The sequence below is a fragment of the Pseudomonas sp. MYb185 genome (assembly GCF_002979975.1).
Classification (GTDB): Bacteria; Pseudomonadota; Gammaproteobacteria; order Pseudomonadales; family Pseudomonadaceae; genus Halopseudomonas.
Genome location: NZ_PCQD01000005.1, coordinates 6,071 through 19,948, shown reverse-complemented (window position 1 = coordinate 19,948; position 13,878 = coordinate 6,071). Strand labels below are relative to the sequence as shown.

Annotated in this window: 11 protein-coding genes; 8 read left to right on the top strand and 3 right to left on the bottom strand. The window is 58.9% G+C overall.

Going from position 1 to position 13,878, the window contains the following annotated elements; genetic code table 11:
* The first annotated feature begins 7 nt into the window (after positions 1 to 7).
* The 5 genes from CQ007_RS08980 to CQ007_RS08965 all read left to right on the top strand — a co-directional run bounded on the left by CQ007_RS08980 (position 8) and on the right by CQ007_RS08965 (position 5,847).
* The gene (locus CQ007_RS08980; protein ID WP_105645326.1) at positions 8 to 1,486 is read left to right on the top strand and encodes a lipopolysaccharide biosynthesis protein; all 1,479 of its coding nucleotides are present in this window, start codon (positions 8 to 10) and stop codon (positions 1,484 to 1,486) included.
* A 39-nt stretch (positions 1,487 to 1,525) separates the two neighbouring features.
* Positions 1,526 to 2,872, top strand: a complete 1,347-nt coding sequence (locus CQ007_RS08975) for a polysaccharide pyruvyl transferase family protein (RefSeq protein WP_105645324.1) — start codon at positions 1,526 to 1,528, stop codon at positions 2,870 to 2,872.
* Positions 2,859 to 2,999 carry a hypothetical protein gene (locus CQ007_RS18925; RefSeq protein WP_158256746.1) on the top strand — a complete coding sequence of 47 codons (141 nt, stop codon included), beginning with the start codon at positions 2,859 to 2,861 and terminating at the stop codon, positions 2,997 to 2,999. The genes CQ007_RS08975 and CQ007_RS18925 overlap by 14 nt, the downstream gene beginning before the upstream one ends.
* 23 nt (positions 3,000 to 3,022) lie before the next feature.
* Positions 3,023 to 4,126 (top strand): glycosyltransferase, encoded by a 1,104-nt coding sequence (locus tag CQ007_RS08970; RefSeq protein WP_146114557.1) that lies wholly within the window; start codon positions 3,023 to 3,025, stop codon positions 4,124 to 4,126.
* Between the two features lie 305 nt (positions 4,127 to 4,431).
* A complete protein-coding gene (locus tag CQ007_RS08965) occupies positions 4,432 to 5,847 on the top strand; it encodes an undecaprenyl-phosphate glucose phosphotransferase (RefSeq protein WP_105645320.1) in 1,416 nt (471 codons plus the stop codon).
* Here the strand turns inward: CQ007_RS08965 and dsdA are convergent.
* The 3 genes from dsdA to CQ007_RS08950 all read right to left on the bottom strand — a co-directional run bounded on the left by dsdA (position 5,841) and on the right by CQ007_RS08950 (position 10,528).
* Complete coding sequence (gene dsdA / locus CQ007_RS08960) at positions 5,841 to 7,199, bottom strand: D-serine ammonia-lyase (RefSeq protein ID WP_305888513.1); 1,359 nt, start codon at positions 7,197 to 7,199, stop codon at positions 5,841 to 5,843. The genes CQ007_RS08965 and dsdA overlap by 7 nt on opposite strands.
* 119 nt (positions 7,200 to 7,318) lie before the next feature.
* The gene (locus CQ007_RS08955; protein WP_105645814.1) at positions 7,319 to 8,689 is read right to left on the bottom strand and encodes a DUF1329 domain-containing protein; all 1,371 of its coding nucleotides are present in this window, start codon (positions 8,687 to 8,689) and stop codon (positions 7,319 to 7,321) included.
* Positions 8,690 to 8,713: 24 nt separating this feature from the next.
* Positions 8,714 to 10,528: a DUF1302 domain-containing protein gene (locus CQ007_RS08950; RefSeq protein ID WP_105645316.1), complete on the bottom strand. Its 1,815-nt coding sequence runs from the start codon at positions 10,526 to 10,528 to the stop codon at positions 8,714 to 8,716.
* 264 nt (positions 10,529 to 10,792) lie between these two features.
* Between CQ007_RS08950 and CQ007_RS08945 the strand changes: the two genes are divergently transcribed.
* From CQ007_RS08945 to CQ007_RS08935, 3 genes are all read left to right on the top strand, one after another.
* Positions 10,793 to 11,845 (top strand): AraC family transcriptional regulator, encoded by a 1,053-nt coding sequence (locus CQ007_RS08945; protein ID WP_158256745.1) that lies wholly within the window; start codon positions 10,793 to 10,795, stop codon positions 11,843 to 11,845.
* Positions 11,846 to 12,090: 245 nt separating this feature from the next.
* Complete coding sequence (locus tag CQ007_RS08940; protein WP_105645312.1) at positions 12,091 to 12,354, top strand: helix-turn-helix domain-containing protein; 264 nt, start codon at positions 12,091 to 12,093, stop codon at positions 12,352 to 12,354.
* On the top strand, positions 12,351 to 13,574 hold the full coding sequence (locus tag CQ007_RS08935; protein ID WP_256582251.1) for a type II toxin-antitoxin system HipA family toxin: 1,224 nt from the start codon (positions 12,351 to 12,353) through the stop codon (positions 13,572 to 13,574). Before CQ007_RS08940 ends, CQ007_RS08935 begins: the two co-directional genes overlap by 4 nt.
* The last annotated feature ends 304 nt before the right edge of the window (positions 13,575 to 13,878 follow it).

The window sequence follows — 13,878 nt, the reverse complement described above, 5'->3', positions numbered from 1 at the left end:
CAACCACATGAGTGCTGTTTCTCAACCCAAAGGCCTCGGCAGCATCGCTGCCCGGGGCGCCGTGCTCACCATGGGTGGCCAGGGCGTGAAGATAATGCTGCAGTTCTGCGGCATTGTGGTTCTCGCACGCCTGCTATCCCCCGATGACTATGGCCTGCTGGCCATGGTCGTCGTGCTCACCGGCATCGGTGAGGTGGTGCGCGACTTCGGCCTGTCATCGGCTGCCGTGCAGGCCGATACCCTCTGTTTGCAGCAACGCAGCAACCTGTTCTGGATCAACTCGGCGATCGGCCTGAGCCTTGCCCTGCTGGTGCTCGGCATAGCTCCGGCGATCGCCGCTTTCTATAGCGAACCCAGACTGGTCCCCATCACCCAGGTGCTGGCAATCACCTTCGTATTGAACGGCATCTCCACCCAGTACCGGGCGCAACTCAATCGCAGCATGCGCTTTGGCAATCTGGCATTGGTCGACATCATCGGCATGGCCGGCGGTCTCGGCACCGGTGTGTTCATGGCATTGAACGGCTTCGCCTATTGGGCATTGGTGGGGCAGCAACTGGCCCTCTCCGTCGCCACGCTGTGCGTGTTGCTGGTCAGCGCGCGTTGGCTGCCGAGCCTGCCACGGCGCAGCGTACCCATGCGCGCGCTGCTGCGCTATGGCGGCAATCTCATGGGCACTCAACTGATCGCCTATGCCACACGCAATCTGGACAGCCTGATCATCGGCTATCGCTTCGGCGCCGAATCCCTCGGCCTGTACAACAAGTCCTACCAGCTATCCATGTTGCCGTTGAACCAGATCAATGCGCCGGCCACCACCATCGCGCTGCCGGTGCTGTCGCGACTGCAGCACGAACCACAGCGGTATCGGCAGTTCCTGCTGCACGGCCAGACGGTGATGCTGCATGTGATCGTCGGGCTGCTGAGTTTTGCCGCAGCCATGGCCGAACCGCTGATCCTGCTGGTACTGGGCCCGCAATGGGCCCCAGCGGTGCCGATCTTCCGCATTCTCGCAGTAGCGGGGATCTTCCAGGCGGCCAGCTATGCCAGCTACTGGGTGTTCCTGTCCAAGGGACTGACCGGGCAGCATCTGCGTTTCATCCTGATTTCCCGACCGGTACTGATTGTCTGCATCCTGTTCGGTGCGCTCTGGGGTATGGCCGGTGTAGGCATCGCAGTAGCCAGCGGCATGGCGGTGATGTGGCTGTGGGGCCTGCGCTTTCTACGGCATTCCGGCGCGCCGGTACTGGGTATGTTACGCAACGGCCTGATCATCATTACCGGGCATGCCCTCTGCGCCGGCCTGACCTGGTTCGGAGCCCATACCTGGGGTGATTCGCATGCGCTACAGCTGCTCATCAGCGTACCGCTGATGGCTGCCAGCCTGCTGCTTACCTGCCTGATCTGGCCGCTTTTCCGCAACAGCGTGGCCCTGGTACTCAGCTCCAGAACCCTGTTGCGGGCCAGACACCTACCGGACCAGTAACACCGCCCATATCGTCCCTCTGACATCCCCAGGATCATCATGAAAAAGTATCTGAAAGCCACTCTGGGCTACCCGCCCCTGTTGTTTCTGTGTGACCGCCTGCTGTCTCATCTCCTCAAGCATCCGGGTGGTCGAGCGCCCGCTCGACGACAGGCTCCGGCATCATCGGCAGCCGGCGTAGCGCAGGCGCGCTACACCCCACGGCTTGCCGTCGCTGGCGGGAAATGGACTCCTACTTACAGTCTGCTGATTGCCCCACCGGGCGGCGGTAATATCGGCGACCAGGCCATGGTCGAGTGCTTTCTGGAAAACACCCCAGGCCACATCATCATCGTCTGCCGCACATCCGCCGATATCAGCCTGCCGGCCGAGTACAGCGAGCGGGCCCAGCTGATGGTATTGCCGGGGCTCATCTATGGTCACCTGGCCAGCCATCTGCCCAGTGCGCTGCGCTTTCATCAGTTGCTGCGCCACGCCCACGCCGTGGCCATCATCGGTGCCGACATCATGGACGGCGCCTACAACTGGCACGCCTCAAGCAACAGGGCCAACCTCGCCTGGCTGGCAGCGCGCACCGGCGTGCCGGTGCGAATTCTGGGCTTCAGCTGGAACGGGCGCGCCCATCACCATGCTCTGGCAGCACTGAAACGCGCCACCGCCGCCGGAGTACAACTGTGTCTGCGAGATCCGCTATCAGCCGAACGGGCCCGCGCGGACGGCCTGACCAATGTCACTGAGGTGTCGGACATCGTGTTCGCCGCACGCACCGTGAACCTTGAAGCAGCCGCCCATCTGCTCGGCTCACGGCCCACGAATAGTCGCTATGCCCTGGTCAACGCCAGCGGCCTGATTGGCAAGGGGCACCAGCAGATCGAGGAGTACCGGCACGTAATCAGCGAACTGCAGCACCAGGGCTTGCAGGTAGTACTGCTGCCTCACGTCTCCCGCCCCGGTGGTGACGACCTGCTGCTATGCCGTCAGATTCATCAGGCACTCGATGATGAACAGGTTCTGCTGATCGATCACCTGCTCCGCCCTGCGCAGATTCGCGGCCTGACCGCCGGCGCCAGCCTGGTGGTCACCGGTCGCATGCACCTGGCCATCATGTCCCTGTATCACGGCGTACCGGCAATCACCCTCGCTACCCAAGGCAAGGTCGAAGGGCTGATGCGGTTGTTCGGTGCGGAATGTCTCTGCGTCGACCCTCGCCCCGGTTTCGGCCAAAGCGTGGTTAGTGTCATCCGTCAGGTGATGTCGCACCCGGAGGATCTGCGCCAGCACCTGCTCAGCAAACTGCCGGAAGTGCGCACCATGGCGGGCCGGAACTTCACCACCCCCGAATACCCTGACAGCAAACGGGAGGAAATGGCCTGTGCCTACGACTGAGCAAGTAGTCGAACGGAATGCCCGCATCCACAACGGTAACTGCCGCTATCCATGGCTGGCCTGTCTCAACAAGAGTAACCGCCTGCTGGGCCTGGCCAAACGCAAACTCCAACTGATTCGCTCCTGACCTCCCAACGCAGATTCGATGCCATGATCCGAATGCTCCGCGCCGCACTCTATTCACGCTCCGCACAGACTGACGCCCGCTCCCAATCGGCAGGCCGGTGCTCCGCCGACGAGCAAACCCTGCATAGTGAACCGGACCAGCGCCTGAAAATCGGCTATGTACCCGGATTCGCAGATGAAAACGCCTATGTGCAACGTACCCAGGACGCCCTAGCGCACCTTGGGCAGGTCTACCCACTGTCACCCTCGACCAGGTCTCTGTGGCGCATGCTGCAATTTCGGCCCGGATTCTTCGATGTCATCATCGTCAACTGGCTGGAACACAAGACCGCCAACCCCGCCACCGGCAAGCTGTCACTACCGGGGATCATCGCGTACTTCGTGCAGATTCTCACCTTCCGCATCCTGGCCCGGCGCCTGATCTATGTGCGTCACAACATCTACCCTCATCACGCCGAGAGCCGATGCGCGCCCGCCCTGACCAGGATCATCGACCTGTCCGAGCGCCTGTACTCGGCTACCGCCACCCACAGCGGCCACTTTCCGGACAAGCACTACATCCCGCATCCGCTGTATTACGAACAACCCATGATGAGCAAAACGGGCAAGGACAGGCACTTCATCGTGTTCGGCCGGGTCATGCCGTACAAGAACATCGAACAACTGATCGACAGCTTCCCCGTCGATCAGCTGCTTATCGTCGCCGGCCCCTGCGATGACCAGGAGTATTTCAAGCGGCTGCAAATCGCTGCCCAGGGCAAGCAGGTCGAGTTCATTCCCCGTTTTCTATCCGAGGAAGAAGCCAGAGAGCTGGTCGGCACCGCCCGCGGGCTGATCCTGTCCCATGCCGATGACGACATGATCGTCAGCGGCAGCTTCTTCTATGCCCTGAGCCTGGGTACACCAGTGATCGGCGTGAAAACACCCTTCTTCAGCTGGGTGCAGCAGGCTCTGGCAGTGCAGGGGCTGACGGTCATCGAGGACCTGCAATCCATCGAAGCCGCGCTCCAGCAGCAGAACAGTCCACCGGCCGAGGCCATCGTCTGCTCGGCCAGACAGTACTTCTCCCTGGCGACGGTCATTTGCTACTGGAAAAAGCTGTTTCTGCAACTGCAGGTACAGGGCTGACTAACGCAGGTTCCGGAGGGTCGAGTTCCATCTCGACCAGCAGAGCTGCATGAGACACCGCAGGCCGGGATGGAACCCGGCCATCCATAACACCGGGTTGTCGAGCCCCCGCTCGACGACAACACCACTGGCGCAGCGCCCAAACACAGACCCGAAAGGAAGGTCGAGTTCCATCTCGACCCGCGCAGGTGCATGAAACGCCGCTGGCCGGGATGGAACGCGGCCTTCCACTTGTCTTCCGGCTCCTGCACCACCACGCCGCAGCTCGCTCCCTCCAAACACAGAACAAATTAAAGGTACCCACCATGCTGAACAATCAAGACGGCATCATCCGCTCCAACGAACCCATACTCGCAGTCATCCAGCGCTGGCTGGATATCCTGGTTATCGGCCTCGCATTGCTGCTGGTCCTCTTCTGGCGCGATCCTCCCTATGACACACACCACTGGATCAACCTGCTGATCGCCATGTTCAGCTTCTATCTGCTCAGCGACATGAGCCAGCTGTATGGATCATGGCGTGGCGAGCACACCTTTCGCGAGCACCGCCGCGTGGCGGCCAACTGCGGGGCGGCCTTCATCGTCATGGCGATGGTCGACTACCTGTGGTTCGAAAACGCCCTGCTCTCCGACGGTGACAAGCTCTACTGGTTCGCCACCACGCTGATCATCCTCAGCGGCTACCGTATCGTTCTACGCCAGATCATGCGCACCCTTCGGGCCAATGGCTACAACAGCCGCACGGTCGCCATTGTCGGTGCCGGTCCGCTCGGTCAGCGGCTGGCCAACAACATCATCACCAACCCATGGATGGGCCTGGACCTGCTCGGTTTCTACGATAACCAGATCACCGGCACAGTCCCCCTGCCAGGCATGCAGGAGCCCATGCCGGTCAAGGGCGATATCCAGGCGGCTATCGAAGGTGCACGTAACGGTTATATCGACAAGGTGTACATCACCCTGCCGATGCGCTCGGAAGAACAGATCAAGACACTACTGGACCAGCTCAGCGACAGCACCGCCTCGGTCTACCTGATCCCCGACGTATTCATCTTCGACCTGCTGCATGCACGCAGTGAAAGCATCAACGGCCTGCCCAGCATCAGCATCTTCGACTCCCCCATGGATGGCGCCAACCGTCTGGTCAAGCGGGTCGAGGACGTTCTGCTGTCGTTGCTCATCCTGTCCATCATCGCCATCCCCATGCTGCTGATCGCCCTGGCCGTACGCCTCACCTCACCCGGCCCGGCGTTGTTCCGGCAGAAACGCTACGGCATGGACGGTCGCCCCATCGAAGTCTGGAAGTTCCGCAGCATGCGAGTCATGGAAAACGGCGGGACGGTTACCCAGGCCACACGCAATGACACCCGCATCACCCCGCTGGGCGCCTTCCTGCGTCGCACCTCGCTCGATGAGCTGCCCCAATTCATCAACGTACTGCGCGGCGAGATGTCCATTGTCGGGCCACGGCCACATGCCATCGCCCACAACGAGGAATACCGCAAGCTGATCACCGGCTATATGTTGCGACACAAGGTCAAACCGGGCATCACCGGCTGGGCGCAGATCAATGGCTGGCGCGGCGAGACCGAAACCCTCGACAAGATGCAGAAGCGCATCGAGTACGACCTCAACTACATACGCCGCTGGTCATTGTGGCTCGACCTGAAGATCGTCGTCCTGACGATCTTCAAGGGATTTATCAACAAGAATGCCTACTGAGCCGTTTCCCCCAGAGCCGCCCGCCCCTTGGCCAGATAGGCTGCCATTTCATCATCCGGTACCATGCTGCCACCGGTAGCCCAGGCCAGGTGCGTGGCATTGGCCAGCGCCTCTGCACTCAACTGCAGACGCTGGCGATAAGCCTCCTGGTCCGCTGACAGGATACGAGCGATCCCCGGCACACCAGCCAGCGCCGAAGGCTCCAGACGAATGCCCTCCTGTTGCTCCAGCAATGCAAGCAACGCATACATCTCTTCATCGCTGATGGTGTAATAACCGTCGATGAGCCGCTGCATGGCCTTGCCGACAAACCCCGATGGCCTGCCCACGGCCAGGCCGTCAGCAGCAGTGATATTGTCGATGCCGAAATCCTGCACCGATATTTCATCATGCAGCCCGGTGTAGACCCCCAGCAGCATGCACGGAGAATGCGTGGGCTCGGCGAAAATGCAATGCACAGCATCACCAAACGCCAGCTTCAGACCGAACGCCACACCGCCCGGCCCACCACCCACACCACAGGGCAGATAGACGAACAGCGGGTGCTCGGCGTCGACCACCACACCGGCGTCCGCCACCTGCGACTTCAACCGCCCGGCAGCCACCGCATAGCCGAGAAACAGACTGGTGGAGTTCTCATCGTCGATGAAATGACAGGCCGAGTCCTGTTCCGCCTGCTTTCTGCCCTCGGTCACCGCCACACTGTAATCCGAGGCATGCTCGACCACCGTCACCCCGTGCGAGCGCAGCTTGTCCTTCTTCCATTGCCGGGCATCGGCGGACATGTGCACGGTCACATCGAAGCCAAGCGTGGCGCTCATGATACCGATCGACATACCCAGGTTACCGGTGGAGCCTACCGCGATGCGGTACTGACGAAAGAACGCCCGCACCTCGTCGCTGTCGAGCTTCGAGTAATCGTCATCCGTGCTCAACAGCCCTTCGGCCAATGCCAGATCCTCGGCATGCTTGAGCACTTCGTAGATCCCGCCCCGCGCCTTGATCGAGCCGGAAATCGGCAAGTGGCTATCCAGCTTGAGCCATAGCTGGCCCGGCAAGGGCAGGCCATAACGTGTGCTGATGGCCTCCTGCATACGCGGCACCGCCTGGATCGGCGACTCGATAATCCCACCGACCGGCTCGGTTTGCGGAAATACCCGGGCGATATAGGGTGCAAAGCGACCCAGTCTGGCACTGACGTCCGCCACATCCTCCCGCGTCAGCCCCACGTCAGCCAACGCCACAGCTGCAGGTTGCACAGCCGGATTGAACCAGGCCGTCTCCTTCAATGCCACCAGCTCCTGCACCAGGGGGTGACCTTCCAGCCAGCGATCAATCGATACTATGCTCATGATATTTCCTCGTATTCACGGTTATTCAGAGGGTGAATGGCATGATAGCAGCTGGTGGAAATAAAAAAGGGGCATCCGAAGATGCCCCTCAAACCCAAACGTAAAGCGTACTACAGCAATCAGCGTACCCCTGCAGCCCTCAGAGCAGCCGGAGTGAACTGGTTGTAGGTCGGAGGCGTACCGCCAAACTGCGGAGCGGAGGCTTCCTCGGTGTACATGCCCAGGGCGATGTAACGACCAGCCAGCAGGTCATACAGGGTCTCCAGAGCATAACCGGGGATCTGGTGCTTGTAGTTGAAGGAGATATGTCCCTCACCGACACGCCACAAGGTGCCACGGCCGTCGTAATGATCAGCCAGACCGATCTGCCAGGAGTCCTCATCTATGAAGAAGTTACGCTGTGCATAGATATGACGCTGGCCCTGCTTCACGTTACCCTGTACTTCCCATACACGGTGCAGCTCGAAACGGGTATGTTCGGGGTTAACGTGGCCTGCTTTCAGTACGTCCGCGTATTTCAGGCCCGGCGTAGTCAGCTTGCCGGAGTTATAGGGCAGGTAGATTTCCTTCTTGCCGATCAACTCCCAGTTGTAGCGGTCAGGAGCACCGTTATACATGGAGAAGTTATCCGAGGTACGCATACCGTCCGATGCAGTACCCGGACCATCGTAGGCCACCTGCGGCGCACGACGTACCCGACGTTGACCGGCGTTGTATACCCACGCCATACGCGGCTCTTTCAACTGGTCAAGGCTGTCATGCACCAGCAGCACGTTACCGGCCAGACGCGCCGGCGCGTTCACCCGCTGTTTGAAGAACAACAGCGTGTTGGGCATGGTGGTTGCGTCGATATCGGGCATCAGGTTCGGGTAGCCCACTTCCTCTTCCAGCTTGATCAGCGTGTAGGAACCATTAGTCTGCGGCATGGCCTGCATATACCAGCGATGCACGTTCAGGCGGTAGCGCGTCATGTGGTTCCAGATCACTTCCGCACCGGATTTCGGCACAGGGAAGACGAAGGAAGCGCCCGGGGTAACGTTCTCGATACCGTCACCACCATTCACCAGCTTGGCCTGACCTGCAGTCTGCTTAACCTGGTCATAGATACGCTGGGGAAAGCCAACCGTACGCTGGCTCTTGTAGACCGGCATGCGGAAAGTTTCCGGATAGCGCTCGAACATCGCCACCTGGCCAGGAGTCAGATTGTCCCTGTACTCCTGGTAGTTCTGCGCCGTGATTACAAACTCCGCCTGCTCCCCCTCGAATGGGTTCTGCAGGAAGTTGTTGGGCAAGTCACTACCCGCATCCGTCGGCAGACCGCCGGTCCACTCGGGAATGGTGCCTGCCGCGTTACCGGCCTTTTCCGCACCGATCGGAGTCAGGGTAGTGCCCAACTGGTCGATTTCAGACTGGCTGACACTCTGGGCCGATACCGCTGTGGCAACCAGACTCAGAGCCAGACCGCAGGCGCCGATTATCATTTTCTGCATATGCATTTTTTTCTCCTAGCCTGCTTAGAAACTTACGCCAAAGCTGACAGCGGCAAAGTCGCGATCAACCAGGGTGTTGTACTTGCCATCAAAGAAGTTGGTGTAGCTGATGCTGGCGTTGTACTTGTTGGCGTAATCGGCATTCAGACCGAGGCTGACCGACTTGGCATTTTCGTTGAAGTTGGGGCTGTAACCCTCGACATCATGGGAAAACGCCACGTTCGGACTCAGGTTGATACCGGCAAACACGTTGCTGTAATCCAGGGAGGCACGCATGCGGTAGCCCCAGGACCAGTCGGTGAAGAAGCCGTTGTTTTCACACCAACTTGCGGCATGAGGGGACTCACCCGCAGCGCCTGAGTTGGACGAACAGGTGCCATCCGCGTATGGGCTCTGACCAAACAGAGAATCTCTACCAAATTTGGTAGTACCGTTACCCGTGCCAAGGCCACTGATGTAGTTAGCGCCGACCTCTCCAATCAGCGACAACCGGCTTGCTCCCAGAATACGATCAATGAAATGCACCGCACTCATAGATGCTTGCCAGAACTCCTTGCGCTCATAGCCACGGATATAATCGCCTGGAGCGAGACTGTTATGCAGATCGCGGTGAGTATTGTCAGGCTGCCCAAGAGCAGCCAGCAAAGCGGTACGGCTCATGTCGCCAGAGTTGATCTGCAGCGGCATGTTTGGTCGGTAACTGATTTCACCCGCTACAGAGGTACCGCCAATATCAGTACCGAAGCTGATACCGTAGAGACGGATATCTTCAGGATGCTCAAAGAAATAACCCGCAGCCCCGAAACTACCGTCATAACCAGGAGTCGGAACACCAACACCACCAGCTAGCGTCCCCGCCACGTTGGAGTAGATAGGGTTTCGGCTATGATAATTAAGCGCATAAAAGCCGAACTCAGTGTTGTTCAGCTCTGGCACAAACCAACGGAACGCCACGCCGAACTGCCCGCTATCGCTAGCCTCCTTGTCTTTCTGAGTCCGAGCGATGAATGTTCCGTTGGGCTGAGTACCATGAGGCAGATCAGCCCCTGCAAATACTAAGCGGTCATTACATTCACGCCCCACCACATCCGAACCAGAGAAAAACGTTCCGCAGTTATCAGCAATGGTGCCGTGCCACTTGAGCTGGTAGAAGGCCTCCATCGTCAGGTTCTCGGTCAGCCCCTGGGACAGATACAGCATCTCAACCGGCATCAGCCCCTCTTTCAGCTCCGCACCGGGACGGCGAAACGCAGAGGCGTCGATCGGGTTGATCGAGTTGATACCATTCTGGATGAAGACACCCTCACCCCAGCTGACCACCTGGCGCCCCAGACGCACGTTGCCAGGGTTATTGCCGATGGAATAGTTGTGATAGACGAAAGCATCGAGCAGTTGGATACCCGAGCCCTTCTGCAATGGGTGACGACCGGAATCACTCACATCATAGAAACGCTGACTGCCGTCCTTGGTTTCAAAGTCATACCAGTAGTTGCCACGAATAAAGGCACCTGAATTGCCATAGCGTAGTTCCAGATCGTGGGAGCCCTTGAAAATCTTGGAAAACACATCGTGTTTCTTATAGTTGAGCCGGCCGTCATCCGATGTACGTGCAGCTGCCTCCCCACCCTGATTCACTCCATTGATTTCGGTCAGTGTATGGATAAAGCGCTTGTCCGGACCGGACATTGACATGCTGGCACCGATGGACAGCTGTGAGTCAAGTTGCCCTTCAATTTCACCAATATTGAAGTTCACTGCATTTGCCGAGCCTGTGAAGCTGGCTAGCCCGATTGCCAGAGGCAACGCGGCCAGCGCCCAAGCATGCTTTGTTTTTGTCATTGTGCTGCTCCGTTAGATTGGATCCATACCCTCCGGCCTTGGGGGAGCCGAACGGTCGCTATCAAGTCTGTCACGGAGCGCTGAAACGATTTGGCTGATTCGGACCAATACCTTGGCTCTGCAGGACATTCACTGGATGAATGTGATCAATTTCTCGACGGCAATAGTCTGTTGTATTTTTTTGCATAATGGCTGCAGCTGCTCTATGTTATGTCTCAACGACAAGAATCGTTACAAATAAGAACAACAAAGAGGAATGCCGGCATGAGCCACGTACTTCCGCCACTTCCCTGCCATCGCCTCAAGGAAAGAGCGCTATGGGCCAGGGGCATCATTCAGGCATTGAGTACCTATGGGAAACAGATTCGCGATTTGCCCGAGGATCTGCGCTCATACAACGGCCCCGATGACGTAAGTCTGCGCCATATCAGCCAAACAGACATGAATCGCCTCTGGCACGCCGCGGCGAGCCTCAGCAAGGATGAGTGTTTCGCCCTGCGCATGGGGCAGGCCTTCACCAGTCCAACGATGCAATTATTGGCCCTTACAGCCCGCTCCAGTGAGACAGCTGGCGCAGCTGTCCAACGCATTGTGCGTTTCATACAAGTATTCAGCACCCAGGTGCAGCTGTATTCGGTCGAAGACGAGCATTCAGTGACAGTGTATTTCGAACCCAAGGGTGCCGCCCACCCCTTGCAGATCGAGGCGTTGGTATCCCGATGCGTCAATTCATGGAAGGAAATGGAAGCGGAGAACCTGCCGCTGGTCATGGAAGTCCGCCTCGGTGGCGATGCCGAAAAGAGGCGGGAGGACTGCGAGAAGATTCTCGGTACGCGGGTCAGGCTGAGCAGCAAGCGAATCGCCGTACGCCTCAGCCGCCGGGCCCTGGACGCCCGACTGCCGACCAGTGATGCCTTTCTGCTCAAGCGCCTGGACGCCTCCCTGGAAGACATGCTCGAGGATCTGCCCAACGTGGACTTCGCCGAACAGGTCAAGCAACGGATTCGCGTGTTGCTGTCCGAGCGGGAGATCTCCGAGGAGCTGGTCGCCATGCCCTTCAACGTCAGCCCACGGCACCTACGGCGCAAGCTGAGCGAAACCTGCACCACCTATGAAAAACTGCTGGATGAAGTGCGCATGGAGCTGGCCATCAAGCTGATCCAGGAAAACCGCCTGAACCTCGGGCGCATCGCCTTCGAGCTGGGCTTTCTCGACCCCAGCAGCTTCACCCGCGCCTTCCGCCGCTGGACCAACATGAGCCCAACCGCCTTTCGTGAACAGACGCTGGGCCGACCGGAGAATACGGTGCTGGTATAAGCCCGCACGCCCCTCACCCTGCACTCGGTCATCCTTCGAGGATGAAGGATGACCGAGCCATAAATTGTATCCGTCGGGCATCAAAATAAGTCGGATTCGGCCAGCTTGAGTCCTGAAGGCTACAATCCCCTCTTTAAATGCTCCTTCCATCTTTAAGCAAGATTTCAAGTGCACTCCTTGCGGCAATGTAGCCCGCAAGCTACATTTTATCTTTAAAACCCAAAATTTGACGCCCAGAGGACACAGTGACAACATTAGCTGACGTTGCAGACTTTCTGCGTAGCGTGCGCCGAGAAGCAGGCTTGAGCCAAGAAACCCTGGCCCAACGCGCGGGAGTCTCGCGCACGACCGTTGCCCGCATGGAGAGCCTTGCCAAAGGCGACATGAGCGTTTCCGCATTGCTGCGATTGCTGGAAGCAGCAGGCTACGACCTCAAGCCTGTCAAACAGGGTCACATCCGAACTATCGAGGACATCCTGGCCGAGCAACGTCGGGAGGACGATCCATGAAACTCGACGTGCATGTGTGCGGAAGGACAGTCGCCAAACTCTACCGGGAACGTGACGAATACCTTCTGAGCTATTTGCCGGATACCGATCCCGCTGATTTCGTCAGTCTGACGATGCCAGTACGTGCGGAACCCTGGCGCTGGCCGCGCGATCTGCATCCCTTTTTTCGCCAGAACCTGCCCGAAGGCTATCTGCTAAGCATCATCCGCGAAGAGTTCGGGCCGCTGCTTGATGGCACGGACCTTTCACTGCTGGCGGTGGTGGGTGGAATCGGGATTGGACGTGTCACCGTTACGCCTGAGGGCGGGGCGCCAGGTGGGGATATGGAGCCACTGCAAATAGAATCCTTGCTCAAAGCTGAGAACACCACGGTGCATTTTTCGAGCCTGGTGCGTCGATATGCCCGGACATCCATTTCCGGCATGGTGCCCAAGTTCATGGCACCGGAAGAAGATACAGAGGCGCCTGCGCATGCCGTCGGGAAACCCACATTGCGTACCAGCCGCCATATCATCAAAGGCTCGGATGACAGCACCCCTTATCTTGGGTTCAACGAGTTCTACACCATGCGAGTGCTGGAGAGACTGAATGTCGTGCCGGTGGCCAGGACACGCATGTCGGAAGACGGGCGCGTGCTAGTGGTGGATCGGTTCGACGTGGATGCGCAGGGTGCCGTCACGCACGGGGTCGAGGATGCCTGCAGTTTGCTGGGACTACCGCCCCACGAAAAATATGCAACGACGACCGAACGTGCCCTGAATGCCACCCGAGTATATGTGCCTGCCGCAGCCATGAGGCAGCAACTGGAGCTATTTGGCTGGCATTTGCTGACCAACTATGTAGTGCGCAATACCGATTGCCATACCAAAAACATCGCTCTGTATTACACCGGCTTGCAAGACGTGGTTTATACGCCGGTCTATGACCTCGTCACCACCCAGGCGTATCCACGTTATGCCGCCAACCCACCGGGGTTGCCAGTTGATGGACGGCAAACCTGGGCAGTGGGAAAAACCTTGGAGCGGTTCTTCAAGGCCAGACTGGGCATTGCGCCTAAGCGCTATGCAGAGATGGTGGAGCGCTTGTGTGAATCGGCAGTAGAGGTCGGACAGGAAGTGATCGAAGCGGCTCAGAATGAGCCTCGCTGGCATACCGTTGCCAAGCACATGGTGCATGCCTGGAATGATGGGATGGCTTCTCTGCGGAGTCCGAAGCTTTAGAGGGCTAGATGAGGCGATCGCTCAGGCAGCCTTCTCGGAGCCAGATAAGCCTGAAAGTGGGCGGGAGGTGATCGGACGATCAGAGTTGTTGGGCAGGCCACGTAAGCAGTAGTGCTGTTTTGGTATAGGGGTGGAAGGTATAGGCGCCGTGCCCTGAGGCGTACGCGGGTTGTCGAGCGCCTCGGGCCGCGATCGGACCGGGCCGCGATCGGCTCGACGACGGGGTTGAGGTTGGGTCCGCAGGCGTAGCGCGGGGGCGCTACACCCCGAGCAGTGCCCTCGGGTTGTCGAGCGCCTGCTCGAC

Excerpts from the sequence above, each read along its gene's own strand:
- CQ007_RS08980 (WP_105645326.1), top strand. The coding sequence starts at position 8 with ATGAGTGCTGTTTCTCAACCCAAAGGCCTCGGCAGCATCGCTGCCCGG.
- CQ007_RS08975 (WP_105645324.1), top strand. The coding sequence starts at position 1,526 with ATGAAAAAGTATCTGAAAGCCACTCTGGGCTACCCGCCCCTGTTGTTT.
- CQ007_RS08970 (WP_146114557.1), top strand. The coding sequence starts at position 3,023 with ATGATCCGAATGCTCCGCGCCGCACTCTATTCACGCTCCGCACAGACT.
- CQ007_RS08965 (WP_105645320.1), top strand. The coding sequence starts at position 4,432 with ATGCTGAACAATCAAGACGGCATCATCCGCTCCAACGAACCCATACTC.
- dsdA (WP_305888513.1), bottom strand. The coding sequence starts at position 7,199 with ATGAGCATAGTATCGATTGATCGCTGGCTGGAAGGTCACCCCCTGGTG.
- CQ007_RS08955 (WP_105645814.1), bottom strand. The coding sequence starts at position 8,689 with ATGCAGAAAATGATAATCGGCGCCTGCGGTCTGGCTCTGAGTCTGGTT.
- CQ007_RS08950 (WP_105645316.1), bottom strand. The coding sequence starts at position 10,528 with ATGACAAAAACAAAGCATGCTTGGGCGCTGGCCGCGTTGCCTCTGGCA.
- CQ007_RS08945 (WP_158256745.1), top strand. The coding sequence starts at position 10,793 with ATGAGCCACGTACTTCCGCCACTTCCCTGCCATCGCCTCAAGGAAAGA.
- CQ007_RS08935 (WP_256582251.1), top strand. The coding sequence starts at position 12,351 with ATGAAACTCGACGTGCATGTGTGCGGAAGGACAGTCGCCAAACTCTAC.